The sequence below is a fragment of the Streptomyces albireticuli genome, from assembly GCF_002192455.1.
GTDB lineage: Bacteria > Actinomycetota > Actinomycetes > Streptomycetales > Streptomycetaceae > Streptomyces > Streptomyces albireticuli_B.
Window position 1 is genome coordinate 2,136,057 of record NZ_CP021744.1, and the last position, 26,489, is coordinate 2,162,545.

General features: G+C 72.8%; 22 protein-coding genes. 9 read left to right on the forward strand and 13 right to left on the reverse strand.

From position 1 onward, the window contains the following. Positions 1–20 precede the first annotated feature (20 nt). The 3 genes from SMD11_RS08825 to SMD11_RS08835 all read right to left on the reverse strand — a co-directional run bounded on the left by SMD11_RS08825 (position 21) and on the right by SMD11_RS08835 (position 4,482). Entirely contained in the window at positions 21–764 is a 744-nt protein-coding gene (locus SMD11_RS08825; protein WP_234365972.1) for a GNAT family N-acetyltransferase, read from the reverse strand. A 130-nt stretch (positions 765–894) separates the two neighbouring features. Next, entirely contained in the window at positions 895–2,838 is a 1,944-nt protein-coding gene (locus SMD11_RS08830; RefSeq protein WP_087930372.1) for an IucA/IucC family protein, read from the reverse strand. A gap of 27 nt (positions 2,839–2,865) precedes the next feature. After that, positions 2,866–4,482 (reverse strand): diaminobutyrate--2-oxoglutarate transaminase family protein, encoded by a 1,617-nt coding sequence (locus tag SMD11_RS08835; protein WP_087925922.1) that lies wholly within the window; start codon positions 4,480–4,482, stop codon positions 2,866–2,868. A 256-nt stretch (positions 4,483–4,738) separates the two neighbouring features. Between SMD11_RS08835 and SMD11_RS08840 the strand changes: the two genes are divergently transcribed. Then, on the forward strand, positions 4,739–5,926 hold the full coding sequence (locus SMD11_RS08840) for a trypsin-like serine peptidase (protein WP_087925923.1): 1,188 nt from the start codon (positions 4,739–4,741) through the stop codon (positions 5,924–5,926). 132 nt (positions 5,927–6,058) lie between these two features. On the opposite strand, the gene hflX is transcribed toward SMD11_RS08840, so the two are convergent. The 6 genes from hflX to miaA all read right to left on the reverse strand — a co-directional run bounded on the left by hflX (position 6,059) and on the right by miaA (position 14,054). Then, positions 6,059–7,537: a GTPase HflX gene (gene hflX, locus SMD11_RS08845; protein ID WP_087925924.1), complete on the reverse strand. Its 1,479-nt coding sequence runs from the start codon at positions 7,535–7,537 to the stop codon at positions 6,059–6,061. 134 nt (positions 7,538–7,671) lie between these two features. Next, positions 7,672–9,144, reverse strand: a complete 1,473-nt coding sequence (locus tag SMD11_RS08850) for a M1 family metallopeptidase (protein WP_087925925.1) — start codon at positions 9,142–9,144, stop codon at positions 7,672–7,674. Positions 9,145–9,261: 117 nt separating this feature from the next. Continuing rightward, complete coding sequence (locus SMD11_RS08855; protein ID WP_087925926.1) at positions 9,262–11,391, reverse strand: RelA/SpoT family protein; 2,130 nt, start codon at positions 11,389–11,391, stop codon at positions 9,262–9,264. 193 nt (positions 11,392–11,584) lie between these two features. Further along, positions 11,585–12,463, reverse strand: a complete 879-nt coding sequence (gene dapF / locus SMD11_RS08860; RefSeq protein WP_087925927.1) for a diaminopimelate epimerase — start codon at positions 12,461–12,463, stop codon at positions 11,585–11,587. 59 nt (positions 12,464–12,522) lie between these two features. Next, entirely contained in the window at positions 12,523–13,008 is a 486-nt protein-coding gene (locus SMD11_RS08865) for a hypothetical protein (protein WP_087925928.1), read from the reverse strand. A 107-nt stretch (positions 13,009–13,115) separates the two neighbouring features. Beyond that, positions 13,116–14,054, reverse strand: coding sequence for a tRNA (adenosine(37)-N6)-dimethylallyltransferase MiaA (gene miaA / locus SMD11_RS08870; protein WP_087925929.1), 939 nt, complete (start codon positions 14,052–14,054; stop codon positions 13,116–13,118). 195 nt (positions 14,055–14,249) lie between these two features. Here miaA and SMD11_RS08875 point away from each other — a divergent pair, with 195 nt between their 5' ends. Then, entirely contained in the window at positions 14,250–14,492 is a 243-nt protein-coding gene (locus SMD11_RS08875) for a hypothetical protein (protein WP_087925930.1), read from the forward strand. Positions 14,493–14,522: 30 nt separating this feature from the next. Further along, positions 14,523–14,768: an antitoxin gene (locus SMD11_RS08880; RefSeq protein ID WP_087925931.1), complete on the forward strand. Its 246-nt coding sequence runs from the start codon at positions 14,523–14,525 to the stop codon at positions 14,766–14,768. 169 nt (positions 14,769–14,937) lie between these two features. Here the strand turns inward: SMD11_RS08880 and SMD11_RS08885 are convergent, their stop codons facing one another. Then, positions 14,938–15,648, reverse strand: a complete 711-nt coding sequence (locus tag SMD11_RS08885; protein ID WP_087925932.1) for a class III extradiol dioxygenase subunit B-like domain-containing protein — start codon at positions 15,646–15,648, stop codon at positions 14,938–14,940. A 132-nt stretch (positions 15,649–15,780) separates the two neighbouring features. Then, positions 15,781–17,274, reverse strand: a complete 1,494-nt coding sequence (gene miaB / locus SMD11_RS08890; protein ID WP_087925933.1) for a tRNA (N6-isopentenyl adenosine(37)-C2)-methylthiotransferase MiaB — start codon at positions 17,272–17,274, stop codon at positions 15,781–15,783. Positions 17,275–17,450: 176 nt separating this feature from the next. Between miaB and SMD11_RS08895 the strand changes: the two genes are divergently transcribed. Then, positions 17,451–18,449, forward strand: coding sequence for a TAXI family TRAP transporter solute-binding subunit (locus SMD11_RS08895; protein WP_087925934.1), 999 nt, complete (start codon positions 17,451–17,453; stop codon positions 18,447–18,449). Positions 18,450–18,496: 47 nt separating this feature from the next. Here the strand turns inward: SMD11_RS08895 and SMD11_RS08900 are convergent, their stop codons facing one another. Together SMD11_RS08900 and SMD11_RS08905 are read right to left on the reverse strand one after the other, a co-directional pair. Next, positions 18,497–19,936 (reverse strand): sensor histidine kinase, encoded by a 1,440-nt coding sequence (locus SMD11_RS08900; protein WP_087925935.1) that lies wholly within the window; start codon positions 19,934–19,936, stop codon positions 18,497–18,499. 15 nt (positions 19,937–19,951) lie between these two features. Then, positions 19,952–20,662, reverse strand: coding sequence for a response regulator transcription factor (locus SMD11_RS08905; RefSeq protein ID WP_087925936.1), 711 nt, complete (start codon positions 20,660–20,662; stop codon positions 19,952–19,954). Between the two features lie 286 nt (positions 20,663–20,948). On the opposite strand from SMD11_RS08905, the gene SMD11_RS08910 reads away from it, so the two are divergent. From SMD11_RS08910 to SMD11_RS08930, 5 genes are all read left to right on the forward strand, one after another. Then, the gene (locus SMD11_RS08910; RefSeq protein WP_087925937.1) at positions 20,949–21,728 is read left to right on the forward strand and encodes an amino acid ABC transporter ATP-binding protein; all 780 of its coding nucleotides are present in this window, start codon (positions 20,949–20,951) and stop codon (positions 21,726–21,728) included. A gap of 131 nt (positions 21,729–21,859) precedes the next feature. Further along, positions 21,860–22,780 carry a glutamate ABC transporter substrate-binding protein gene (locus SMD11_RS08915; protein ID WP_087925938.1) on the forward strand — a complete coding sequence of 307 codons (921 nt, stop codon included), beginning with the start codon at positions 21,860–21,862 and terminating at the stop codon, positions 22,778–22,780. A 115-nt stretch (positions 22,781–22,895) separates the two neighbouring features. Then, positions 22,896–23,546 carry an amino acid ABC transporter permease gene (locus SMD11_RS08920; RefSeq protein WP_087925939.1) on the forward strand — a complete coding sequence of 217 codons (651 nt, stop codon included), beginning with the start codon at positions 22,896–22,898 and terminating at the stop codon, positions 23,544–23,546. Next, positions 23,543–24,415, forward strand: coding sequence for an amino acid ABC transporter permease (locus SMD11_RS08925; protein WP_087925940.1), 873 nt, complete (start codon positions 23,543–23,545; stop codon positions 24,413–24,415). The genes SMD11_RS08920 and SMD11_RS08925 overlap by 4 nt, the downstream gene beginning before the upstream one ends. A gap of 295 nt (positions 24,416–24,710) precedes the next feature. Continuing rightward, on the forward strand, positions 24,711–26,465 hold the full coding sequence (locus SMD11_RS08930) for an FAD-dependent monooxygenase (RefSeq protein WP_087925941.1): 1,755 nt from the start codon (positions 24,711–24,713) through the stop codon (positions 26,463–26,465). The last annotated feature ends 24 nt before the right edge of the window (positions 26,466–26,489 follow it).

Sequence of the window (26,489 nt, forward strand, 5' to 3'; positions counted from 1 at the left end):
GAGTTGCCGCGGCCGGGGCGTCAGAGGAGCGCGCGCAGGGCACGGTCGCGGATCATCAGCGCGGCGCGCTTGCCGGGCAGGTCGATCTCGCCGGTCAGCCGGAAGCCCGCGCTGAGGAAGGCGGCCACGCAAGGGGTGTTGCGGAGGTCCGGCTCGGCCACGACCCGGGCGCAGGCGGGCCGGTGATCGAGGATGTGGTCGGCGACGGCGCGCAGCAGGCGGCTCCCGATCCCGCGGGCCCGGTCGGCGACCTTGCCGATGAGGAGGTGGACCCCGGTGTCGTGCGGCCGGGCGGGGTAGTGGCGGGCGAGCGGATCGAGGTCCGCGCGGTAGATCTCCCAGTAGCTCATGGGGACGCCGCCGACCACGCCGAGACAGGGGAGGCTGCGTCCGTCCCCGTCGAGCTGGGCGCGCAGGTGGGCCTCGACGACGCTCTCGGGGCCGTCGAGCGCCCAGAAGGCCGCGACCGCCGGATCGTTCATCCACCGGGCGAGCAGCGGGAGATCACGCTCGAGCCGCACGGGGACGAGCTGGAAACCGCCCACCGGGGTGGCGACCGGCCCCCATTCGGCGAGGGAGTCGAGGAGGTCGTGGCCGCCCCGGCCGGGGCCGTGGCCGCTCAGAGGCCGTCCTCTGCCCGTACCGGGCCCCTCGGCGGACGCCTGCGGCAGATCGCAGGTGATGAGCTCGACGAAGTCGTCCGGAAGCCTCAGATCGAGGGTGTCCTCGGTGCTGGAGTGGACACTGGGGTCGGTGGGTGGCACGGACACACGCTCCTTTCGAGGGATCCCGTCGGTCCGAGGGGCTGCCGGGCCTCGGCGCTCCGAGGCCCCGGGTTCCGTTCACCCGGGCCCGGGTCCCCGGATCCCGTCGGTCCGGGGCCAGGGCCACCGGTCATCCGGCGGAGGTGACCAGGGGGTTGGCGATGGTGACGTAGACGGACTGGGCGTCGACCGGTCCGACGAGCTCGTCGAGCCCGTGCAGCCTGGTCAGCAGATTGGCCTTGCAGCGCAGGGTGGGCGCTTCCAGCAGGTGGGCGGGCAGCGGTGAGCGGGTCGCGGCCGGCCCGGCGGCGGCTCCCTTGAGGAAGCGCCGGAGCGCGGCGAGCAGGATCCGCTCGTCGGCGAGGCGTTGGGCGCCGAAGGCGCCGATCAGCCCGAGGACGTTGTTGACGCCGAGGTAGTAGGCGAACCGCTCGTCGGTCACCTCGTCGGGGACGAAGGTGTCGCTCTCGGTGCCGATGCCGGGGAGCAGCCGGTCGAGTGTCTCGCGGTGCGACTCGCGGAAGTAGTAGCCCTGGTTGTCGCGGTAGCGCCCGCCGACCGGCCAGCCGTCCCGGTCCAGGAGCACGAGGGTGTTCTGCTGATGGGCCTCCAGGGCGATGCCGGCCTCGCCGTCGAGCCACAGCACGGGCCGGACGACGGCTTCCAGATACCGCAGGAACCACTCCGCGGAGACGGCTCCGGCGGGGCGGCCGGTGCGCAGGACGAGGCGGGCGACGATGTCGGCGAGCCGTGAGTGCATGGCGAGATGGCCTGCGGGGCCCGGCGGTTCGGGACCGTCCGCCCAGGGGCGCGGCGAGACGATCCCGGCCAGGCAGGCGGCGTCGTCACCGGGGCCGAAGGGGTTGTGCCGGATGACGGCGTCGAGGCCGGTGAGCGGGGTGCCGTCCGGGGCGTCGACGGCGAGCCAGGCCGGGTCGCGGACGATGTCGAAGCCGAGCCCGCCGGAGCAGGCCGCGCGCCACCGCTCGGCGAGTCCGCTGCGCAGCAGCCGGTGCACCTCCACGCCCCGCCACAGCTCCTTACGGAGGTTCTCCCTGCGGGAGTTGGTGATGCGCAGCCCCAGGGAGAGCTTGAGCATGGCGGGCGCGCCGGGGCGGTGCACCGTGCGTACGGAGGAGGTGGGGTGCCAGGACTCGCCGAAGGGGCCGAGGTCGCGGAGCAGCCCCGCGTCCATGAGCGCGGCCACGGCGGGGCGGCTGTGGACGTCCCGCGCCTGCCAGGGGTGGAGCGGCAGCGGCACGGTGTCCGGAGGCACGTGCAGCCCCGGGCCCGCGAGCCGGACGGCCAGGGTGACGGCGTCCACGGCGCGGCCGCGCTCGGTCCAGGCCGAGTCGGTGGCGAGCAGGGAGCGGTGGACGGCCAGCCAGTGCAGGGGGAAGGAGCCGCGCGCCTCCGGGGAGTAGCGGTGCGACTCCGCCTCGGAGAGGCCTTCGCGGCTCTTGGGAGCGGGGTGGAGGGGGTGCCCCAGGAGCAGGGACTGCTCGGCGTGGAGGAAGAGGTCCCTGGTGTCGGGGTCGGCGGGCCGCTCCCGGCGGGCCGCCAGGAACTCCGCCGTCCGGCGCGCCGAGTCCGCGACCCGGCCGACGAGTGCGGCGCCGTCCTCGGTGGGGGTGCCGCCGGCGCGCGCGGCGCGGTGCGCGGCCTCGCGGGTGAGGAGGGCGGCGAGGGTGACTGCGTCGACCGCGGGCGCGTCGGCGGGGCCGTCCCGCAGGGCGACCGGCCCGAACCGGTGCCAGCCGACGGCGGACCAGTGGCGTACGGGCACGCGCAGCGCGGTGCCGCTGGCGATGAGGGGCACCGTAAGGACGTCGCCGTCGGGACGGGCGACGTCGTGCTCCCGGGCCCAGCAGCGCAGCAGGTTCTCCGCCGTGGCGGCGTCGGCGGCGGCCTTCGGGTCGGGGTGTTCCAGTGGGTCCGCGGCGGCCGCGGCGGGAGCGGTCCCGTCGGGGTGGCCGCTCTGGTGGGGCACGGCGGGGACCACGGCCCCGGGCGGCCCGCCCGGCTCGCGCTCCTGGCCGGTGGTGGACGCGTCCGTGCCGTGGGATGCGTTCATGCGGTGTGCGGCGGGCATGCCACGGCGTCAGGCCGGGTATGCGGCGCCTGCCTCCTTCGGCGTGCTCAGGGTGGCTGCGCGGTGGCCCGTCCGGCAGACCGCGGCGATGGCGTCGGCGAGCCGGTCGAGAACCGCTTCGGCCTGCTCGTCGGTGAGGGTGAGCGGGGGCAGGAGGCGTACGACGCAGGAGTGGCGGCCGCCCAGCTCCACGATCAGGCCCCGGCGCAGGCACTCCCGCTGCACGGCGGCGGCCAGCTCCGGAGCGGCGGGCAGCGGCGCGGGCCGGGTGGCCGCGCGCAAGCCGGCCGGCTCCGTCCCGGCGCCCGCGCACCCCGGGCGCCCGTCGGTCTGCGGCGGCACGGCCGGGCCGGGCTGCCGGGTGCCGCCCGACGGCGGGCCCGCCAGCCAGAGGCCGTCCGCGAGCAGGTCGGACTCCGGTCGGCCGCTGTCCCCGCCGGTGCCCGCGGCGCCGCCGCGCCCGACCTCGAAGGGCGACTGACCGGCGGGGCCGTCGGGGCGGACGAACTCGATGCCGATCATGAGCCCGAGGCCGCGCACGTCCCCCACGCAGTCGTGTTCGCGGGCGAGGTCGCGAAGGCGGCGGAGCATCCGCTCGCCGAGGACCGCGGCGCGCTCGGCGAGGCCGTTCTCCCGGACGTGGCGCAGGGTCGCGGTGCCGGCCGCCATGGCCAGTTGGTTGCCCCGGAAGGTGCCCGCGTGGTCGCCGGGCTCCCAGGCGTCCAGGTCGGCGCGGTAGACGACGACGGCGAGCGGGAGGCTGCCGCCGATCGCCTTGGAGAGCACCATGACGTCGGGGACGATCCCGCTGTGCTCCACCGCCCAGAACGCCCCGGTGCGGCCCACGCCCGTCTGCACCTCGTCGGCGATCAGGGGGATGGAGCGGGCGGCCGTGATCGCGCGCATCCGGCGCAGCCAGCCGTCCGGCGCCGGGATGACCCCGCCTTCGCCCTGTACGGGCTCGACGACCATCGCGGCGGGCGCGCGGACGCCGCTCTTGGGGTCGTCGAGCAGGCTCTCGGTCCAGTGCGCGGCCAGGCGCGCGCCGTCCTCGCCGCCCACGCCGAACGGGCAGCGGTAGTCCTGCGGGAAGGGCAGCCGGGTCACCCGGACGCCGGGGGCGCCGCCGGACGCGGCCATGGCCCCTTCCGTCATGCCGTGGTACGCGCCGGTGAACGCCAGCAGGCCGTCGCGGCCGGTGGCGGTGCGGACGAGCTTGAACGCGGCTTCCACGGCGTCCGTGCCGGCCGGTCCGCAGAACTGGACGCGGGCGGAGTCGGCCAGCTCCCGGGGCAGGGTGGCGAACAGCTCGCTGGTGAAGTCGTCCTTCACGGGCGTGGCCAGGTCGAGGACGTGCAGCGGTGCCCCGGAGTCAAGGACGGCGCGGATGGCTTCGAGCACGACCGGGTGATTGTGGCCCAGGGCCAGCGACCCGGCCCCCTGGAGGCAGTCCAGATAGCGGCGCCCGTCGGCACCCTCGATCGTCAGGCCCCGGGCGCGCACCGGCACGATGGGCAGGGAGCGGGCGTACGTCCGGGCGGCCGATTCCCGCGCCGACTGCCGCCGGAGAATGCCCTCGTAGGCCGTGGACGACGGTGCCGTCGGCGGTAGCTGGGTCACGGCCACGGCTTCGGATCCTCCTGCTGCTGAACGCCGGTCGGTTCTCCCCCGTACGTACCAACGACGCCGCGAGCCACGGAACACGGCTCCCGGTCAAGATCCTTCCGCGCGGAACCGGGGACCCGGCCTCCTCCGTCTCCCCTTCCACCGGCATAGTGGGGTCCCGCTCCTCCACTGGGGCGGTGCATGACAACTTCATAGGGTGTTCCGCGCAGAACGGGCACACCGTCACACAGCAGATCGATCAGGGGGAACCCACTCCATGCCTTCCATCCGTCGGCCCGCGCTGGCAGCGGCCGCTCTGTCCGCCGCGCTGGCCCTGACCGCCACCGCGTGCGGCCCTACCGAGGACAAGGCCTCCGGCGGCGACAAGCCCAGCGCCTCCGCCGCGCAGCCGGGCGACGACGTCATCCAGCTGCCCAAGAACCTCCCGTCCTCCCTCAAGGACCTGGACAAGTGGAAGAACGGGGCCTGGAAGAACTGGGACAAGGATCAGTGGCTGCGTGAGGCGCGCGACTTCATCAACCCGATGATCAAGGGCCACTGGAAGCCCGACACGATGAAGGACGCGCGCTCCAGCGACAAGACGCTCGCCAGCAAGGGCGCCCCCGGCACCGCCCCGGGCGCCTCGGGCGACCAGGGCGTCACCGACCCGGAGCCGGCCCCGGTCAAGGCCAAGTCGGTCAACCTGCCCTACCACAACTACGCCGCCCCGGTCGGCAAGGTCTTCTTCGACAGCCCCCAGGGCCACATGGTCTGCTCGGCCACCGTGGTCAAGGACCCGGCGCACCCCGGCAAGTCCAACATGGTGTGGACCGCGGGCCACTGCGTGCACGCCGGCAAGAAGGGCGGCTGGTACCGCAACATCGCCTTCGTGCCGTCCTACAACGACAAGGGCCTCTCCGGCGCGCAGGTGAACACCGCCCCGGTGCAGGACGTCGCCCCGTACGGCGTGTGGTGGGCGGACTGGGCGCAGACCTCCGGCCAGTGGATCACCCAGGGCTCGGAGACCGGTGGCTCGGGCGCTCCTTACGACTTCGCCGTGCTGCACGTGAAGCCCGAGGCCGGGTCCGGCAAGTCGCTGGAGGAGACCGTCGGCAACGCCCTTACGGTCGACTTCGAGGCCCCGCAGGTGAAGTCCATCCAGTCCATGGGCGCTTGGGGCTACCCAGCCGCGCCGCCCTTCGACGGCCAGAAGATGTACGACTGCGTCGACCGGCCGGGCCGGCTGACGATCGAGCCGTCGCAGCCCACGATGTACCGCATCGGCTGCACCATGACCGGCGGTTCGTCGGGCGGCGGCTGGTTCGCCAAGCGCGACGGCAAGGTGGTGCTGGTCTCCAACACCTCCATCGGCCCGTCCGACAGCACCTGGCTCGCCGGCCCGCGCCTCGGCACCGAGGCCAAGGGCGTCTACGACGCGCTCAGCCAGAAGTTCGCCAAGCGCTGAGGAACCGCTCCTCCCGAGAGGCTGTGAGCGCCGCCGCGGAAGCGGCCAGGCGAAACGGTCATCCACGACCGAAGGCCCGCCCCCGATGCCGGGGGCGGGCCTTCGTGTCCTTGACGCTACGGACGGGACCGGTCAGTCGCCGGCCTTCCCGCAGCGCTGGAGCTCGGCGGCGAGCTCCTCGTGCACCCGCGCCTTGATGAGGGTGCCCTCCTCGGTGTGCTCCTCGGAGATCACCTCACCGTCGGCGTGGACCCGCGCGATCAGCGAGCCCTGGGTGTAGGGCACGAGTGTCTCGATCTCGACGGCGGGCCGCGGCAGCTCGGTGTCGATCAGGGCCAGCAGGCGCTCGATGCCCTCACCGGTGCGCGCCGAGACCGCGATGGAGTGCTTCTCGACCCGCAGCAGGCGCTGGAGGACGAGCGGGTCAGCGGCATCGGCCTTGTTGATCACCACGATCTCGGGCACGTCGACCGCGCCGACCTCACGGATGACCTCGCGCACGGCCGCCAGCTGCTCCTCCGGCGCCGGGTGCGAACCATCCACCACGTGCAGGATCAGGTCGGAGTCGCCGACCTCCTCCATGGTGGAGCGGAAGGCCTCGACGAGGTGGTGCGGCAGGTGCCGGACGAACCCGACGGTGTCGGCCAGGGTGTAGAGCCGGCCGGTGGGCGTCTCGGCCCGGCGCACGGTCGGGTCGAGGGTGGCGAACAGGGCGTTCTCCACCAGCACACCCGCGCCGGTGAGGCGGTTGAGCAGCGAGGACTTGCCGGCGTTGGTGTAACCGGCGATGGCGACCGACGGGACCTTGTTCCGGCGGCGCTCCTGGCGCTTGATGTCGCGCCCGGTCTTCATCTCGGCGATCTCGCGGCGCATCTTCGCCATCTTCTCGCGGATGCGCCGACGATCCGTCTCGATCTTGGTCTCACCGGGGCCGCGCGTGGCCATGCCGCCGCCACCGCCACCACCCATCTGCCGGGAGAGCGACTGGCCCCAGCCGCGCAGCCGCGGCAGCATGTACTGCATCTGGGCGAGCGCGACCTGGGCCTTGCCCTCTCGGGACTTGGCGTGCTGGGCGAAGATGTCGAGGATCAGGGCGGTGCGGTCGACCACCTTGACCTTGACGACGTCCTCGAGGTGGATGAGCTGACCGGGGCTGAGCTCACCGTCGCAGACCACGGTGTCGGCGCCGGTCTCCAGGACGATGTCCCGGAGCTCCTGGGCCTTGCCCGAGCCGATGTACGTGGCCGGGTCGGGCTTGTCGCGGCGCTGGACGACACCGTCGAGGACGAGGGCGCCGGCGGTCTCGGCGAGGGCGGCGAGCTCCGCGAGGGAGTTCTCCGCGTCCTGCACCGAGCCCGAGGTCCAGACGCCGACCAGCACGACGCGCTCCAGGCGCAGCTGGCGGTACTCGACCTCGGTGACGTCCTCCAGCTCGGTGGAGAGACCCGCGACGCGGCGCAGCGCCGCGCGCTCGGAGCGGTCGTACTGCTCGCCGTCGCGCTCCCCGTCGATCTCGTGGCTCCAGGCGACGTCCTCTTCCATCAGGGCGTCGGCCCGAAGGCTATCCGGGAGGCTCTGCCGGTCCTGGGGAAGGGAAGAAGAGGAGGTCATTTGATCCTTACGTCGTTGGGAAGAGGTGGCACCTGACCGGAGCCACACCGTCGACAACGCGTGACGACGCCCGGAGATTCCCCGGGCCGGCAACCGCGCCGACCCGTCGATCGTGCCACGCCGTGGCCTGGTCGTCACGCGGATTTCGAGACGGGCTTCCAGTCCGCGTGACCAGGCATGGGCGGGGTCGTTGGTTCGTACAACCACGCCCTCAGGAACTGTGTCAGGTCCTGGCCGGAGACCTGTGAGGCGAGCGCGACGAAGTCGGTCGTGCCCGCCGTGGAGTCGCGGTGGCCCGCGACCCACTCCCGCTCCAGGCGCTCGAAGGCGGGTGCGCCGATCTTCTGGCGCAGCGCGTAGAGCACCAAGGCCCCGCCGTCGTAGACATTGGGACGGAAGATACTGGTCTTCCTCCCCGGCTGGGGCACCTTGGGGGCGGCGGGCGGCCCGCCGTCGGCACGCCAGGCGTTCGACTGCTCGTACGCGGAACGCATCCGGGTGGTGAGGACGCGGCCGCCCTTCTCCTCGGCGTACAGCGCCTCGTACCAGGTGGCGTGGGCCTCGTTGAGCCAGAGGTCGGACCAGGCGCGCGGGCTGACGCTGTCGCCGAACCACTGGTGGGCGAGCTCGTGCACCATGACGGATTCGAGGTACCAGTTGGGGATGTCGGTCCGAACGAACAGGTCGCGCTCGAAGAGCGAGAGGGTCTGGGTCTCCAGCTCGAAGCCGGTCGAGGCGTCGGCCAGCAGCACCCCGTAGGTCTCGAAGGGGTACGGGCCGACCTTCCGCTCCATCCAGGCGAGGTGGTCCGGCGTCCTGGCGAGCCACTTCTCCAGCTGCCGGCGGTCGGCGGCGGGCACGACGTCACGCACGGGAAGGCCGTGCGGGCCGGTGCGGCGGGGGACGGCCGAGCGGCCGATGGAGACCTGGGCGAGCTCGGTGGCCATGGGGTGCGGGCTGCGGTACGTCCAGATGGTCTGCGCGCCCCTGGTCGAGCGGCCGTCGGGCAGCCCGTTGGCCACCACGGTCAGCTCCTTGGGCGCGGTGACGCGGAAGGTGAAGCGGGCCTTGTCCGAGGGGTGGTCGTTGCCGGGGAAGACGCGGTGGCCCGCGTCCGCCTGATTGGCCATGACCAGGCCGTCGCTGGTGCGGACCCAGCCGCTGTCGGCGACGCGCGGATCGCTGGTGTGGCGGACGGTGACGGTGAAGTTCCCTTCGTCGGGCAGGGTCACGGCCGGGGTGACGGCCAGGTCCTCCTTGACAGGGGTGAACTCGGCGGGCAGGCCGTTGACCACGACGGAGCGGACGGTGCCCGCGGCGAAGTCGAGGTTGAAGCGCTCCAGCCGGTCGGTGGCCTCGGCCTGGAGGGTGGTGACGGCGTCGAGCGGCTTGTCGTTGCCGTGATAGGTGAAGGCGATGTCGTAGGAGAGGACGTCGAAGCCTGGGTTGCCCAGCTCCGGGAAGAGCCGGTCGCCGATGCCCTGCGAGGTCGCGGACGGCGGGGCGGCGGCGCCCAGGAGGAGGGCCGAGACGGCTGCGGCGAGGGCGGCCCGGCGGCTCGCGGACCGCCAGGGGATCGGGGAGCGTCTCCCGGATGTGTGGGGCATGCGTCCACCGCTATCAGCGCCGGGGCCCCCGCCGTCGGCGGCACGACGCCGCCCCACCCGTATGAGCACTCCGGAAGGATGTGCGGTCACCGGGCGGGCGGCCGAGCCGCCCCCGGGTCACAGGGGGGCGCCCGCGACGGCCCGTCCGGCCCGCTCGACGTCGTAGACCCCCGGCACCCGGCGCATCGCCCGCATCAGCTCCGGCAGCCGGCCGGCGTCGGTGAGCTGGAGGGTGTAGGTGTGACGCACCCGCTGTTCGTGCGGCGGCTCGACGGCGGCCGAGATGACGGCCGCCCCCTCGGCGGCGATGGCCTCGGTGAGGTCGGCGAGGAGGTGCGGCCGGCTGAACGACTCGGCCCGGAGCGTCACGCGGTAGTCGCAGGCGACGGCGCTGTCGGGCGCGCCCCAGCGCACGTCCACCGGCGCGCGTCCCGAGGCGGTCATGCGCTGCACCGCCGGGCACTGCGCGCGGTGCACGGTGACGGTGCCGCCGCGCACCTCGAAGCCCGTGACCTTGTCGGGCGGCACGGGCGTACAGCAGCCGGCCAGCCGGACGCTCGCGGCGGCGAGGTCGGCGCCGTCGGCCGCGACGACGACGGGCCAGCGCAGGGCCGGCGCGGTCGAGCGCGGCGGCGGGCACGGCCGGTCCGCGGCCTGCGGCACGGACGGGGTGGCGGGGTCGGGCGCCGGGTGGGTGGCCAGCCAGCGCTCGATGGCGATCCGCGCGGCGGGCGTACGGGCGTGCTCCAGCCAGTCGGGAGAGGGACCGGACACGGCGTCACGGGACATCAGGAGGTGCAGCGTGTCCCCGTCGCGCAGGACGGTGCTCAGCGTCGCCAGCCGGCCGTTGACCCGGGCGCCGATGCAGGCGTGCGCGCCTTCCCCGTGCTGGGCGTAGGCGGCGTCGACACAGCTCGAACCGGCCGGCAGGCCGATGGTGCCGCCGTCGGCGCGGAAGACGGTGACCTCGCGGTCCTGGGCGAGCTCGTCGCGGAGCGAGGTCCAGAAGGTGTCGGGGTCGGGGGTGGCGCGCTGCCATTCCAGGAGCCGGGAGAGCCAGCCCGGCCGGGTCGGGTCGACGCGCTCACCGTCCGTCGCGTCGGGCGTCTCGGGCGCCGCGTAGGGGTTGCCGAGGGCGACGACGCCGGCCTCGGCGACGCGGTGCATCTGGTGGGTGCGGATGAGGACCTGCGCGGGCTCGCCGCTCGGGCCGGCCACCGCGGTGTGCAGCGACTGGTACAGGTTGAACTTCGGGACGGCGATGAAGTCCTTGAACTCGGAGACGAAAGGCTGGAAGCACGTGTGCAGTTCGCCCAGGACGGCGTAGCAGTCGGCGTCCTCCCCGACGAGCACCAGGAGTCTGCCGAGGTCCGATCCGGTCACCTTGCCGCGCTTGAGGCGCACGCGGTGGACGGAGACGAAGTGCCGGGCGCGGACGAGGACGTCGGCGGCGATGCCCGCGTCGCGCATGACGGAGCGGATGCGCTCGGCGGTCGCCTCCAGGGGGTTCGGGCCCGCCACGTGGGAGAGGACGAGGTCGCGGGTGCGGGCGTACTCCTCGGGGTGGAGGATCGCGAAGACGAGGTCCTCCAGCTCGGTCTTGAGTGCCTGCACGCCCAGCCGCTCGGCGAGGGGGATCAGCACGTCGCGGGTGACCTTGGCGATGCGGACCTGCTTCTCGGGGCGCATCACGCCGAGGGTGCGCATGTTGTGCAGCCGGTCGGCGAGCTTGATGGACATCACGCGGACGTCGTTGCCGGTGGCGACGAGCATCTTGCGGAAGGTCTCCGGCTCGGCCGCCGCGCCGTAGTCGACCTTCTCCAGCTTGGTCACGCCGTCGACGAGGAAGCGGACCTCCTCACCGAACTGACCCCGCACCTGATCCAGCGTCACCTCGGTGTCCTCGACGGTGTCGTGCAGGAGGGAGGCGGTCAAGGTGGTCGTCTCGGCGCCCAGTTCGGCGAGGATCAGGGTCACGGCGAGCGGGTGCGTGATGTACGGCTCGCCGCTCTTGCGCGTCTGGCCGCGGTGCGAGGACTCCGCGAGGAGGTAGGCGCGGCGGAGGATGTCGAGGTCCGCCCCGGGGTGGTGGGCGCGATGGACCTTGGCGACGTGGTCGATGGCGTCCGGCAGCCGGCCCCGCGAGCCGGAGCCGCTCAGCGCCGCCCGCCCCAGCCGTCTCAGGTCGAGACGGGCCCGGCCGCGCCAGCGGCCGGGAGCACCTTCGTTCGGGGCGTCTGCGCTCATGGGCACCTCCGGCAGCGTCGACCGGCGGTCGGCTCACGCCTTCCGGACCGGTGCTTGATGCTACCGAGCCCATCACGCGCTGCTCGCCCGCTCTCGCCCAGAGTGAAACGGATCACCCATTCGAGCGAGCCACGCTGCCGGTCGTTCGGCAAACGGTCCCGGGCCGGGGTAGTGCGCCGGTGGCGGCCGGGTGTCAGCCGAGGACGGTGTCCAGCCAGGACGCGTCGAACACGCCCTCCGCGACGATCACCGCGGGGCCGGTCATCTCGACGGAGCCGTCGGGCGTCTCGGCTATCTCCAGGCGTCCGCCGGGGAGGTCCACGGTGTACGTGACGGGCAGGCCGGTGACCGCCGGGTCGAGGCCGTCGCGGCGGGCCGTCGCGACCATCACGGCGCAGGCGCCCGTGCCGCAGGAGCGGGTCTCGCCGGAGCCGCGCTCGTGCACCCGCATGGCGACGTGGCGCGGGCCGCGGTCCACGACGAACTCGACGTTGGTGCCGTCGGGGTACGCGCCCTCGGGGGCGACGGCGGGGGCCGTGAAGAGATTGCCGGCGTCGGCGAGGTCCTCGACGAAGCAGACCGCGTGCGGGTTGCCCATGTTGACGTGGAGGGCGGGCCAGCTGCGGGTGCCGACGGTGACCGTGACGGGGCCCGCGGGCAGCAGGGCCTTGCCCATGGAGACGGTGATCCCGCCGCCGGCGCTCTCCTTGGCGATGTGCGCGTGGCGGACGCCGGCGCGGGTGGCGACGGCGAGGTCGCCCGCCTCGGCCAGGCCGGCGTGCTGGAGGTAGCGGGCGAAGACGCGGACGCCGTTGCCGCACATCTCGGCGATGGTGCCGTCGCTGTTGCGGTAGTCCATGAACCACTCGGCCTCGTCGGCCATCGCGCGTGCCTCGGGGTGGGCCGCGGACCGGACGACGCGCAGGACGCCGTCCGCGCCGATGCCCGCCCGGCGGTCGCACAGACGGGCGACGGCGGCCGGGGACAGCTCGATACGGCCGTCGAGATCGGGGACGATCACGAAGTCGTTCTCCGTGCCGTGGCCCTTGAGGAAGGCGATCTGTGTGCTCACGCTTCGATGGTACGGGGCCGGTGTGACAACCTCCCTGGCCAGGCCCCGTAAGGGGCCCGCTAACGCAGACGGGCGACGCGCCAGACGGCGAGGACGACCACCAGGGCGACGACGGCGGTGTACGAGGCGACGTACCGCCAGTCGGGGCGGCTGCCGGAGCCGCGGGGCGGCAGGCCGGGCCAGGTGTAGCCGACGCGGCGGGCGGCCATCACGCCCCAGCCCGCGGCGCAGCAGCTGATCAGCAGGCCGAGCATGGCGACGACCGGTCCACCGTCGCCGAACTCGAAGGCGAGCGGGAAGGCGAACATCAGCGACCCGGTCGCGGCGAGGACGACGATGGGCGCGATCTGCCAGATGCGCAGCCTGCGCTGCGGGCGCAGCTCCCGGAAGGAGGCGGGGGCGGCCGCGTCGGGGGTGGCTTCGTCCGTCTCGCCGGTGTCCTCGGGGCCATCCGGAGTCAGTGCCTCCGGATCTCCCCCGGCCACCGCCGGGAGGTGTCCCCTCCGGGGCGGCTGTTGCGGTCTGTCACGAGGGCCGGCCTCCATCGCCACGCGCCCTCCCAACTCGGACTTCACGGCTCGATCGAAGCTTGATGATGGCACGCTCCCGCAGGCCGCAAGGGCGTGCATAGCGTCCCGATGCCATCACGTGATCAGGCTGTGACCGCCCGTTCGACCAACCTCAGCGCTTGCCCGGGGAGTTCCGCCCGGTCGTCGGCCGCGCCGCTCAGCCAGTGGACGCGCTTGTCCTTCCGGAACCACGAGTCCTGCCGGCGCGCGAAGCGCTTGGTGGCCCTTACGGTCTCCAGGCGCGCCTCCTCCTCGGTGCAGTCCCCGGCGAGGAAGGAGAGCACCTGCTGGTACCCGAGCGCGCGGGACGCCGTACGCCCCTCGCGCAGGCCCTCGCGCTCCAGCGCGCGCACCTCGTCGACGAGTCCCGCCTCCCACATGCGGTCCACCCGGACGGTGATCCGCTCGTCGAGCTCGGGGCGCTCGACGTCGACACCGATCTGCAACGCGTCGTACACGGGGTCTTCACCCGGCAGGTTGGCGGTGAAGGGCCGTCCGGTCAGCTCGATGACCTCCAGGGCGCGCACGATGCGGCGGCCGTTGCCCGGCAGGATCGCGCGGGCGGCGGCGGGGTCGGCGGCGGCCAGCCGGGCGTGCAGCTCGCCGGGGCCCCGCTCGGCCAGCTCCTCCTCCAGGCGGGCGCGGACGGCCGGGTCGGTGCCGGGGAAGTCGAGGGCGTCGATCGTGCCCTTGATGTAGAGCCCGGAGCCGCCGACGAGCACCGGGGTGCGGCCCTCGGCGAGCAGCTTGTCGATCACGGCGCGGGCCAGCCGCTGGTACTCGGCGACGCTCGCGGCCTCCGTGACGTCCCAGATGTCGAGCAGGTGGTGCGGCACTCCCTGCCGCTCCTCCGGCGTCAGCTTGGCCGTACCGATGTCCATGCCCCGGTAGAGCTGCATGGAGTCGGCGTTGACCACCTCACCGCCCAGGTGCTGGGCGAGGGCGACGCCGAGGTCGGACTTGCCGGCCGCCGTGGGACCCACGACGGCGATGACCCGCGGTACGGGAACTGCGTTTTTCACCGGGTTTCTCACCGGATCAGTCTCGCAAACCTTTGCAGTACCCCACGAACGAGCGACGTGACGCGACGCTGCCGGTTTCGTTGCCTGTTGCGAGGTTCCGAGAGCCGGTTCACAGGTCGGTGTCCGGAAGCGGCGCAATGGACCGCCCCGGGCGACGCGGGATTTCGCTCACACCAGTAAGGTAATGGAGTAGATATGGGCGTGTTTTCAAGGTTTCGCCGTAAGAAGGCCGAAGCGTCAACCGAAGAGGCGGCGACAGCCACTCTGACGACGGAATCGGCCGACGACGCCGGGACCACCGAGACCGCCGAGGCCGAGCCGGAGCAGACCGGCGAGGCCAAGGCGGAACCCGCGGCGGGCGAGGGAGTCGAGATTCCCAAGCAGCAGTCCGCGGAGAAGGCGGCTGACAGCGAGGCCGGTGAGGGCGCCCGTAAGTAGCTTTGACGAGGAAAGACGAGGGAAGGCGCCATGGGCCTGTTGGACAATCTCAAGGCCAAGCTCGGTCCCGTGAAGGACAAGGTCGGCGACCTCGCGCAGCAGCACGGGGACAAGATCGAGCAGGGGTTGGAGAAGGCCGCCAAGGTCGTCGACGAGAAGACCAAGGGCAAGTACAGCAGCCAGATCCAGACGGGCACCGGCAAGGCCAAGGACGCCATCGACCGCCTCGCCGAGAAGGATGGCAAGGACGGCGGTACGGGCTCCACGGCCCCCTGAGACCTCGTCGGCGACGGGCCGCGGAGCGGGTGCTCCACGGCCCGTCGCCGTTCACCCCTCCGCGTCCGCGTACGCCGCTCTGAAGGCCGCACGGGTGCCGGAGGCATTCCAGTGAGCGCGGGGGCCCTGCGGCCGCCCAGGAGTGCCGTGGAAGCGGCTCCCGGGGCCCTCAGGACCAGGTGGCCACGAAGTAGCCGACGCCGTAGGGCGCCTCGTCGTGGAGCAGCGCGCCGGTCAGGCCCGCGCCCTCGCCCGCTCCCGCGAGCACCTGCCAGGGCGCCCGCCCCGCGGCCTTCAGCTCGTAGGCCAGCTCCCCGTCGATCGCCGCCAGCGCGGCACTGTCGGCGGCGCCCAGCGCCCGCGCGGCCGCCGCGTCGAAGTCCTCCGCCCGCGGGTCGAGGTAGCCGGGGGCCTTGAGGGTGCGGCAGGCGCTGCCGTCGCCCATCACCAGGAGCGCGAGCCGTTCGTCGGTCGCGGCCAGCTCACGGCCGACGGCCAGGGCACGGTCGGTCTCCAGCGGCTCGCCGACACCCAGGCCCTCCACGGGCGCGGCGGCCCAGCCCGTACGGCCCAGCAGCCACGCGGCCACGGCCAGGGACTGCGGCAGCGGCCGCTCCCCCGCGGCCTCGCCCCGCCCCAGCCGCACGTCGACGTCCACGCCGAAGCCGCGGAACGATCCGGTGGCACCCTGCGGGTGCGGGCCGCGGCCGGAGGCGCCGGCGGGGCCGATGACGACGAGCCGGTCGGGCCGCGCGGCGGCCAGCACGCCCACGGCGTCCAGGCAGGCGGCGCGCAGGCCGTCCAGCTCGGGTGCGGCCCCCGCGGCGACCTCGGGGACGAGCAGCGGCGGACAGGGGCATACGGCGGCGGCGACAAGCATGATCCGCAGCCTAGTGGGGCGGCGGGCCCGGGTCGCGGCGGGCACCCGAGGGGCCGGGGCGTTCCTCGGCCCCTGGCCGGACGGACACGGGCCCGGGGAGCGACCGTGGTCGCTCCCCGGGCCCGGGCCGTGTCAGACGAGGCTGCAACCGCCGCCCGTCGGCGCGGGCAGCGGGGCCGGGGCGCCGATGCCCGGGAGGCCCAGCATCACGCCCGCCCCCTTCTCGGCCGGTGCGGCGTTGCGCTTCTCCCAGGCGTCGCCCGCGCGCGTGCGGCGCACGGCCTTGGCGGGGCCCTCGGCAAGGAGGTGGTGCGGGGCGGCGTAGGTGATCTCGACGGTCACCACGTCACCCGGGCGCACGTCCTCGTCCGGCTTGGTGAAGTGCACCAGGCGGTTGTCGGGGGCGCGGCCGGACAGGCGGTGCGTGGCGCCGTCCTTACGGCCCTCGCCCTCGGCGACCATGATCTCCAGAGTGCGGCCGACCTGCTTCTTGTTCTCGTCCCAGGAGATCTCCTCCTGGAGGGCGACGAGACGCTCGTAGCGCGCCTGCACGACCTCCTTGGGGATCTGGCCCTCCATGGTCGCGGCGGGGGTGCCCGGGCGCTTGGAGTACTGGAACGTGAAGGCGTTCGCGAAGCGGGCCTCGCGGACCACGTGCATGGTCTGCTCGAAGTCCTCCTCGGTCTCGCCGGGGAAGCCCACGATGATGTCGGTGGAGATGGCGGCGTCCGGCATGGCGGCGCGCACCTTCTCGATGATGCCCAGGAAGCGGTCCTGGCGGTACGAGCGGCGCATGGCCTTGAGCACCGGGTCCGAACCGGACTGGAGCGGCATGTGCAGCTGGTGCATCACGTTCGGCGTCTCGGCCATGGCGGCGATGACGTCGTCGGTGAAGTCGCGCGGGTGCGGCGAGGTGAAGCGCACGCGCTCCAGGCCCTCGATCTCCCCGCAGGCGCGCAGCAGCTTGGAGAAGGCCTCGCGGTCGCCCATGTCGGAGCCGTAGGCGTTGACGTTCTGCCCGAGCAGGGTGATCTCGCTGACGCCCTCGGCGACGAGCGCCTCCACCTCGGCCAGGATGTCGCCGGGGCGGCGGTCCTTCTCCTTGCCGCGCAGCGCCGGGACGATGCAGAAGGTGCAGGTGTTGTTGCAGCCGACGGAGATGGAGACCCAGGCCGCGTACGCGCTCTCGCGCCGCGTGGGCAGCGTCGAGGGGAACGCCTCCAGCGACTCGGCGATCTCGACCTGTGCCTCCTCCTGGACGCGGGCGCGCTCCAGCAGGACGGGCAGCTTGCCGATGTTGTGCGTGCCGAAGACGACGTCGACCCAGGGGGCCCGCTTGACGATGGTGTCGCGGTCCTTCTGGGCGAGGCAGCCGCCGACGGCGATCTGCATCCCGGGCCGCTTCGTCTTCATCGGGGCCAGCCGGCCGAGATTGCCGTACAGCTTGTTGTCGGCGTTCTCCCGCACCGCGCAGGTGTTGAAGACGACCACGTCGGCGTCGCCCTCGGGGGTGCCTTCGGGCGCGCGGACATAGCCCGCGTCCTCCAGCAGGCCGGACAGCCGCTCGGAGTCATGGACGTTCATCTGGCACCCGTAGGTGCGCACCTCGTATGTCTTCGCACTCATCTCAATCGACCAGGGTACGTGGTCACCCGGACAGCCCGCCCCTTCCCTTCCCCTTCCCGCTCCTCCTCCCGCGCGCGTACCCCACGCGCGGCGCTCCGCGGCCCGTGCGACCGGTCCGGGTGGCGTCCTGTGTCAAGGCACTGCCGAAGCCCGGCCGGGCCTGGCAGGATCCGCCCATGGTTCCCCGACTCCCACGCCTCGGCGGGCGCCGCGCCGTACGGGCCGGCGCCGCGGCGGCCCTCGCGCTCGCGCTGTTCCTGTGGTGGCTCGTGTCCCTGCACGGCACGTCGTCGCCCGCGGGGCGGCTGTCGTTCGCCACAGGGGTCCCGACCGGGGTGTACGCGAAGTACGGCGATCTGCTGAAGGAGGACCTGGGCCACGACATGCCCGACCTGGAGGTGCGGCTCAGGAGCAGCCAGGGGTCGCTGGACAACCTCCAGCAGCTCACGTCGGGGAAGGCGGACTTCACCCTGGCCACCGCCGACTCGGTGGCCACCTACCAGGACCGGCGGCAGCCGGGCGCGGAGGGGCTGCGGGCGTGCGCGCGGCTCTACGACGACTACATCCAGCTGGTGGTCGAGAAGGACTCCGCGGTGCGGTCGGCGCGGGACCTCAAGGGGCTGCGGGTCGGTGTCGGCACGGACGACTCGGGCGTGCAGCTGATCACGCGGCGGCTGCTGAAGGCCGCCGGGCTGGACTTCGACAAGGACATAACGCCGGTGCGGGTCGGCATCGACCGGATGCCGGGCCTGCTGGAGAGCGGGGAGCTCGACGCGTTCTTCTGGTCCGGCGGCCTGCCGACGAACGCCGTGTCGGCACTGGGACGGCGGATGTCCATCCGGCTCGTCCAGCTGGGCGACCTGATCGGCCCGCTGCACACGCTGGGGCCGGAGACGCGCTTCTACCGGGCGGCGGTCATGCCGGTCGACGCCTATCCGGAGCTGCGGGCCTCGCAGTCGGTGAAGACGATAGCGGTCGCGAATCTCCTGATGACCATGGACAGCGCGGACCCGGAGCTGGCGGAGAGCGTCACCCGCTCGGTGATGAACAGTCGCGACCGCATAGGGCAGAAGGTGCACGCGGCGCAGAAAGTGGACCTCCGGACGGCGATTTTCACGGACCCCCTGGACCTCCACAAGGGAGCCCGGCGCTACTACCTGTCGGTGAAGCCCTAGGACGCGGTGCCACCGGCCGTCGACCCATGACCATGGACCGAAGGCATTCACTTGTGCGAATGCGGGCCCTTGCTTCCCTTGTCGGCCTCGCCGCAGTGGCGCGGCACCCTGATCACCGCCCGCAGCCCCTGCGGCTCGTTCGGCGCGTAGGAGAGCGTGGCGCCGCCGGCCGCGAGGAGGGCACGGGAGATCGACAGACCGAGCCCCGAGCCCGAGACGTTCTGATGGCGGCCGCTGCGCCAGAAGCGGTCGCCGATCCGGGTCAGCTCGTCCTCGGTGAGGCCGGGGCCGCCGTCGGCGACCGTGATGCCCACGGTGTCGGCCTCCACGGCGACGCTGACCTCGACGTAGGCCTCCGCGGGCGTGAACTTGAGGGCGTTGTCGACCACGGCGTCGAGGGCGCTGGAGAGGGCCACCGGATCGGCCCAGCCGGTGGCCGCGGCCGGGCCGCGGTAGGTGAGGGTGACGCGCTCCCGGTCGGCGACCGGCGACCAGGCGCCCACCCGGTCGGTGACGATCTCCGCTATGTCCGCGAGCTGGAGGTCCGCAGCCGCGTGCTCGGCCAGGGCGAGATCGAGCAGGTCGTCGAGGACGCGGGCGAGGCGCTTGCCCTCGGTGCGGACGGACGCGATCTCCTCATGGCCGTCCGGCAGGTCGAGGGCGAGCAGCTCGATGCGCAGCAGCAGGGCGGAGAGGGGGTTGCGCAGCTGGTGCGAGGCATCTGCGACGAAGGCGCGCTGCTGCTCCAGGACCGTCTCGACGTTGTCGGCCATCTCGTTGAACGACCGGGCCAGGCGGCGCAGCTCGGGCGGTCCGCTGTCCACCGCGACGCGGGAGTTCATCCGGCCCGTGGCTATGCCGTGCGTGGCCGCGTCGAGGGTCCGTACGGGCCGCAGCACCCAGCCGGTGAGGCGGAAGGCGGCGGCCACCGCGACGAGCATGGCCGCGGTCTCCCCGGCCACCAGCAGCAGCCAGGAGTGCAGGATCCTGGAGCGCAGCGCCCCGGTCGGCGAGTCGGTGACGACGACGGCGACCACGTCGCCGTCCCGGATGACCGGCGAGGCGACGGTCAGCCGGGTGTGCCGTAACGGCCAGACCTGGCTGGGGTCGTGGCTGCGCCGGCCCGCCAGGGCCTCCTGGAAGGCGCGCTGCCCCTCACCCTCGCGCGGTACGGCCCAGCCCCCCGGGGCGACAGCCATGGCCCGTCCGTCGCGGTAGAAGATGCCCACCTTGATGTCGTAGACGTCCTCGTAGCGCAGGAGTTCGTCGCGCAAGGTGTTGAGGCGCTCGTCGTTCCCCGCGTCGGGGTCGAACGGCCGGGCGGTGACGTACTGGGCGAGCGAGGCGAAGCGGGCGGTGTCGTCGATGCGGTCGACGACCAGCCGCTGCTGCTCGGCCGCGGCGATGCTGCCGGCCAGCGGGAAGCCCAGGGCCAGCAGGACGCCCGCGAGCAGGACGATGAGGAGCGGGAGGAGTCGGGTGCGCACGGGTCAGACCGGCCGTCACGCGGCCGGGACGACGATTTTGTAGCCGACGCCGCGCACCGTCTCGATGAGGGCGGGCATCCGCAGCTTGGCGCGGAGCGAGGCGACGTGCACCTCCAGCGTGCGCCCCGTGCCCTCCCAACTGGTGCGCCAGACCTCACTGATGATCTGTTCACGGCGGAAGACGACGCCCGGGCGCTGGGCGAGCAGGGCCAGCAGGTCGAACTCCTTACGGGTGAGCGGGACGGTGGCGCCGCCCACGGAGACCTGGCGGTTGGGGAGCTCGATGGTGAGCGGGCCCAGCCGCAGGGGCTGCGGCGCCTCGCTGCCGCGCTGCTCCTCGGTGCCCGCGCTGTCGGTGGGCGGGGTACGGCGGGCCACCGCGTGGATGCGGGCGAGGAGTTCGCCGGTGTCGTAGGGCTTCACCACGTAGTCGTCGGCGCCGAGGTTGAGTCCGTGGATCTTCGACCGGGTGTCGGCGCGGGCGGTGACCATGATGACGGGCGTGGTGGTGCGCTTGCGGATCTTGCCGCAGACCTCGAAGCCGTCCTGGTCGGGCAGGCCGAGGTCGAGCAGGACGACGGCGAACGGCGCGCCCGTGTCGGGCAGCAGCGCGCGCAAAGCCTCCTCGCCGCTGCGGGCGTGCGTGACGTAGAAGCCGTGCCGGGCGAGGACGGCCGCCAGGGCCGCGGCCACATGGTCGTCGTCCTCCACGAGCAGAAGTCTCATCCGCCTCCCTCCGTCCGGCTCGCGCGTGGCTGTGGCAACGCTGTGGCAACACCGCATCCACGCTGATGGACGCCCACCTCGTCAAGGGGGATGTAGGTGTGAGGGCGCTTCCGTTATGCAGCCGGTACGCCCGCACAACCCTTGAACACACCGTGCGCCCCCTTCACGCCGTGTGTCCCTTTGCGGCCGGATCGTTATGCTCAATTTCAGCTCAGATGTAATGACGCTGGTAGTTCACGCTCATTAGGGTCCTCCCCAACCGAGGAGGATGGAGCGAGGAACGCCGATGAGCGAAGTATCGGTGACCAAGGACGCCGCGGCGGCCCCCGCGGACGCGCTGGTCGTCCTGCACAACGTGAACAAGCACTTCGGCGCGCTGCATGTGCTCCAGGACGTCGACCTGACGATCGCGCGCGGCGAGGTCGTCGTCGTCATCGGGCCCTCGGGCTCCGGTAAGTCGACACTGTGCAGGACCATCAACCGGCTGGAGACGACCGATTCCGGATCGATCACCATCGACGGCAAGCCCCTGCCCCAGGAGGGCAAGGAGCTGGCGCGGCTGCGCGCCGACGTGGGGATGGTCTTCCAGTCGTTCAATCTCTTCGCCCACAAGACCGTCCTGGAGAACGTGACCCTGGGGCAGGTCAAGGTCCGCAGGACCGACCGCAAGCAGGCCGAGCAGAAGGCCCGCGCCCTGCTCGACCGGGTCGGGGTGGGCGCCCAGGCGGAGAAGTACCCGGCGCAGTTGTCGGGTGGTCAGCAGCAGCGGGTGGCGATCGCGCGGGCGCTGGCCATGGATCCGAAGGTGATGCTGTTCGACGAGCCGACGTCGGCGCTGGACCCGGAGATGATCAATGAGGTGCTGGAGGTCATGCAGCAGCTCGCCCGGGACGGAATGACGATGGTCGTCGTCACCCATGAGATGGGCTTCGCGCGCTCCGCCGCGAACCGGGTGGTCTTCATGGCGGACGGCCGCATCGTCGAGGAAGCCCGGCCGGACCAGTTCTTCAGCAACCCGCGCAGCGACCGGGCCAAGGACTTCCTGTCGAAGATCCTTCACCACTGACCCGTCACGCCTCTTACCCACCACCCGACGGACCGCCCGGCTCCGGAGGTATCCGACGTCTGCCGGCCCGGCGGCCACCCGCCGCCGCACCGGCCGCCTCGTCACACCCGTAGACGCAAAGGATGTTCACCATGAAGCTCCGCAAAACCGCCGCAGCGGCCGCCGTGGTGCTGGCGCTCACCGCGACCGCGACCGCCTGCGGCAAGTCGGGCAGCCCCGACGACAAGGGCGACAAGGCCGGGGACAACAAGTCCGCGCCGCCCGTGCCGACCTACAAGGTGAACACCGCCGCCGACGTCAAGGAATCGCCCGTCTTCGAGAAGATCAAGGGCAAGACCATCACCATCGGCACCAAGGCCGACCAGCCCGGCCTCGGCTACCAGAACCCCGGCACCCAGAAGCGCACCGGTTTCGACGTGGAGATCGCCCGCATGATCGCGGCCGACCTCGGCTTCGACGAGGCGCACATCAAGTGGCAGACGATTCCCTCCGAGGCCCGTGAGACGCAGATCGCCAGCGGCGGCGTCGACCTCTACGTCGGCACGTACACGATCAACGACGAGCGGAAGAAGCAGGTCGGGTTCGGCGGCCCGTACTACATCGCCGGGCAGGACCTGCTGGTGAAGGCCGACAGCGACATCAAGGGCCCGGACGACCTCAAGGGCAAGAAGGTCTGCTCGGCGAGCGGTTCCACGCCGCTCAAGCGGATCAAGGAGCCCAAGTACGGCGTGGCCGAGGCCAAGGCCCAGCAGACCTACCAGCTCTGTGTGCAGGAGGTCGTCAACGGCACGGCCGACGCCCTCACCACGGACGACTCGATCCTCAAGGGCTACGCCGCGCAGAACAAGGGCGCCCTGAAGGTCGTCGGCAACCCGTTCTCCAAGGAGCCCTACGGCGTGGGCCTCAAGAAGGAGGACAAGGCGCTGCGGAACGCCGTCAACGACGCCCTCGAGGCCCACATGAAGAACGGCGACTGGAAGAAGGCGTACGACGCCACGCTCGGTCTCTCCGGCGTCCCGGCCTCGAACCCGCCGGCGGTCGACCGCTACTGACGGTCGGCGTCCGACCGGTCCCGCGGCGGCGGCCGGAGCCCTGGACCTCACCGGTCCACGGGGCTCCGGCCGCCGGGGCCGCTGATACCCGCCACGCGATTTCCGGAGACTTGACTTGAACGTTTTGTCGGACAACTTTGCGATGTTCCGCGAAGGCTTTCTCGGCACCGTCGAGCTGACGGCGCTCAGCGCTCTGCTCGCCCTCGTGCTGGGCACCCTGATCGCGGCGTTCCGCGTCTCTCCGGTGCCCGCCCTGCGCGTCTTCGGCACCGCCTGGGTGACGTTGCTGCGCAACACCCCCCTGGTCCTGCTCTTCCTCGTCGTCACCCTGGGCCTGCCGGCCCTCGGCCTCAAGGGGTGGGACTCCTTCTGGCTCGCCGTGATGGCGCTGGGCTGCTACACCTCGGCGTTCGTCTGCGAGGCCATCCGGTCCGGCATCAACACGGTGCCGGTGGGGCAGGCGGAGGCGGCCCGCTCGATCGGGATGACCTTCAGCCAGACGCTGGGCCAGATAGTCCTGCCCCAGGCGGCCCGGACGGCGATCCCGCCGATCGGCAGCCTGATGATCGCGCTGGCCAAGAACACGGCGATCGCCTCGGGCTTCAACGTGACGGAGCTCGGATCGGTGCAGAAGACCCTCAACGCCGACGCCGGCTACAACATCTACGTGATCTTCGCCTGGATCGCGGTCTGCTACATCATCATCACTTTCGCTATCAGCGGCCTCTTCCGGCTGCTGGAGAACCGGCTGGCGGTGGCCCGATGAGCGCGAGCGTCCTCTACGACGTACCCGGCCCGAAGGCGAAGGTGCGCAACCGGATCTACGGCGGCCTGTCCACCGTCGTCCTCCTCGGCCTGCTGGCCTTCATCGGCTACAAGCTGGACGCCACCGGCCAGTTCCAGGCCGAACTGTGGGACGACTACGAATACAGCAACACCCACGAGCGGATCCTCGACGGCCTGCTGACCACGCTCAAGACCTTCGCCATCGCCGCCGTGCTCTCGGTGGCCCTCGGCGCGGTGCTGGCCGCGGCCCGGCTCTCCGACCACCGTCCGGTGCGCTGGCTGGCGACCACGGTCGTGGAGTTCTTCCGCGCCATGCCGCTGCTCATCATGATCTTCCTGCTGTTCGCGGCGGTGTTCACCTCCGAGCCGATGTGGGCGCTGGTCATCGGGCTCACGCTGTACAACGGCTCGGTGCAGGCGGAGATCTTCCGGTCCGGCATCAACGCCGTGCCCAAGGGGCAGAGCGAGGCGGCGTACGCGCTCGGCCTGCGCAAGACGCAGGTGATGACGAGCGTCCTCATCCCGCAGGCCGTGCGCTCGATGCTGCCGTCGATCATCAGCCAGCTCGTGGTGACCCTGAAGGACACCTCCCTCGGATTCATCATTCTGTACGAGGAGCTGCTGTTCGTCGGTCGCGCTTTCGCCCAGCAGACCGAGCCGGTGAACGGCGTCTACGCCTTCATCCCGATGGTGATCGTCTTCGGTTCGATCTACATCCTGCTGTGCCTGGCCCTGTCGTCGCTCGCCACCTGGGTCGAACGGCGCACGAAGCGCTCGCGCAAGGGCGCTCCGCCTGCCATGCCCAAGAACAGCGCCGCCCTCGTCGCGGACGCGGGACAGGGCGGATGACCGGTTCTCTCTCCGGCGCCTCCGGCGCGCGCGGTGCCCGGACCGGCCGGGCGCCGCGCGCCTGACGCCCCGTCGGCCGGAGCGGCCGACGGGGCGCGCCCGCTCCGGCGCACCTCGGACAGGCCCCTGATCGCTTGACGCGGGCACCCGCAGTGGGTTGCATACGTTCTGTGATCGAGCACCGTGTTCCCCCCTCCGGCGACCGTACGCCCCACGCGTCGCGTACCGCGCGTACGCGACGCGGCGCCCGTGGCGGAGCCGTCCGCCGGCCCGGGGCGGCGCAGGGAGCCGTGTCGTGGATCCGGTGATCGTCGTCGGGGCCGGCCCGGTCGGCCTCACGCTCGCGCTCTCCCTCGCCCGGAACGATGTGCCGGTGGTCGTCCTCGACGAGGCCGCCGGGGAGGGCGGGACGCAGGAGCGCCTCGCCCGGACCGTCGTGCTGCGGCCGGACACCGCCGCCTTGCTGGAGCGGCTGGGGTGCGCCACGGCCGAGGGGGCCCGCTGGACGGGCTGGCGCACCCTGCGCCGCCGCGCCGAGTCCGCGCGGGTGCCCTTCGCGCGGCCGGCTCCGGCCGAGGAGGACGGAGCCTCGGAGGAGCCCGGCGAAGGCGGCGGGGAACAGGCCGGCGCCGAGTCGCCGTTGCACCTGCCGCAGCACGTCCTGGTCCGGGAGCTGCGGGCCGGGCTCGCCCTCCACGACAAGGTGCGGATCGTCCCCGGCACCCGCGTGGACACCCTGCGGCAGGACCCGGCGGGGGTCAGCGTGCACACCCGGGGGGACGAGGGCTCGCACTGGCGGGGCAGCTATCTCGTCGGCTGCGACGGCGCCCGGTCGACCGTCCGCAAGCTGCTGGGGGCGCGCTTCCCGGGGCGTACGGCCGTCGAGCGGTACGCGGTCGCCGCGCTCCGCGCCGAGCTGCCCTGGCCCGGCGAGGCCGTGCTGCACCGGTCGCCGCCGCGCGGCCCGGAGGTGACGGCACGTCCACTGCCGGACGGCGTGTGGCGGCTGGACTGGCTGCTGCCGCCGGGCGGCGATCTGGTCACCCCCGACGCCCTCCTGACGCTGGTGCGCGACTCCCTGACCTCCTGGTGCGGCGAACCGCCGCCGTACGAACTGCTGGACACCGGCGTGCACGCCGTGCACCACCGGCTCACCCGCCGGATGCGGACGGACCGGGCCTTCCTCGCCGGGGACGCGGCCCATCTGCTCGGGGCGCTCGGCACCCAGGGCCTGGACGAAGGACTGCGGGACGCCGAGAACCTCTCCTGGAAGCTCACCCTGGCCTGGCACCAGGGCGCCTCGGAGACCCTGCTCGACAGCTACGAGACGGAGCGCCGCGGAGCCATAGTGGCCCGGCTGCGGGCCGCCGACCGGGTGCTGCCGGCGGTACGGGGCGAGGGCGGCTGGAGCACGGTGCGGCGCACCCTGGTGCCGGGCGCCGTGCGCGGCCACGACGAGCTGCTCACGGACGGGCACCTCGGCCGCGGTTCCCTGGGCGCGCCCGGGTTCCACGCCCGCACACCCCTGGCCCCCGCGGGGCCGCCGACCGGCTCCGTCCCGGTGGGCACAGCGGTCGGCGAGCAGGTCGAGGACGTCCCGGTGACGGCGCCGGACGGGTCGGCGGCGCTGCTGCGGGAGCGGCTGGGCGGCGCCCTGCTCGTGGTGCTCGTCGCGCCCGGTACGGGCGTGTGGGAGCGGCGGCACTGGCTGGGCGCGGGGCTCATGCCCCGGCTGGCGGCGGCGGTCGGCGCCCTGCCGATGCCGGCCGAGCTGCTCGTCGCCGAGGGGTATCCGGGCGCGGCGGCCCATACCGTGCTGCTGGTGCGGCCGGACGGGTATCTGGTGGCCGCCCTGGCCGGGGTGCGGGCGGCGGAGCTGGCCGTGTGCGCGGACGCCGTGCGCGGCGGGGCCCCGGGCGGGCCGTCGGCGCCGGAGGCCGAGGGCGACGCGGACCGGGGCGCGGAGCCGGGCGCGCGCGCCGACGGCGTGGGCGCCGAGCGCGCGACGGCGTCCGACGAGGCCCCCAGTGAAGCCACGGCCAACCGTTGACCCGCTCCTGACCGTCGTGGTGGA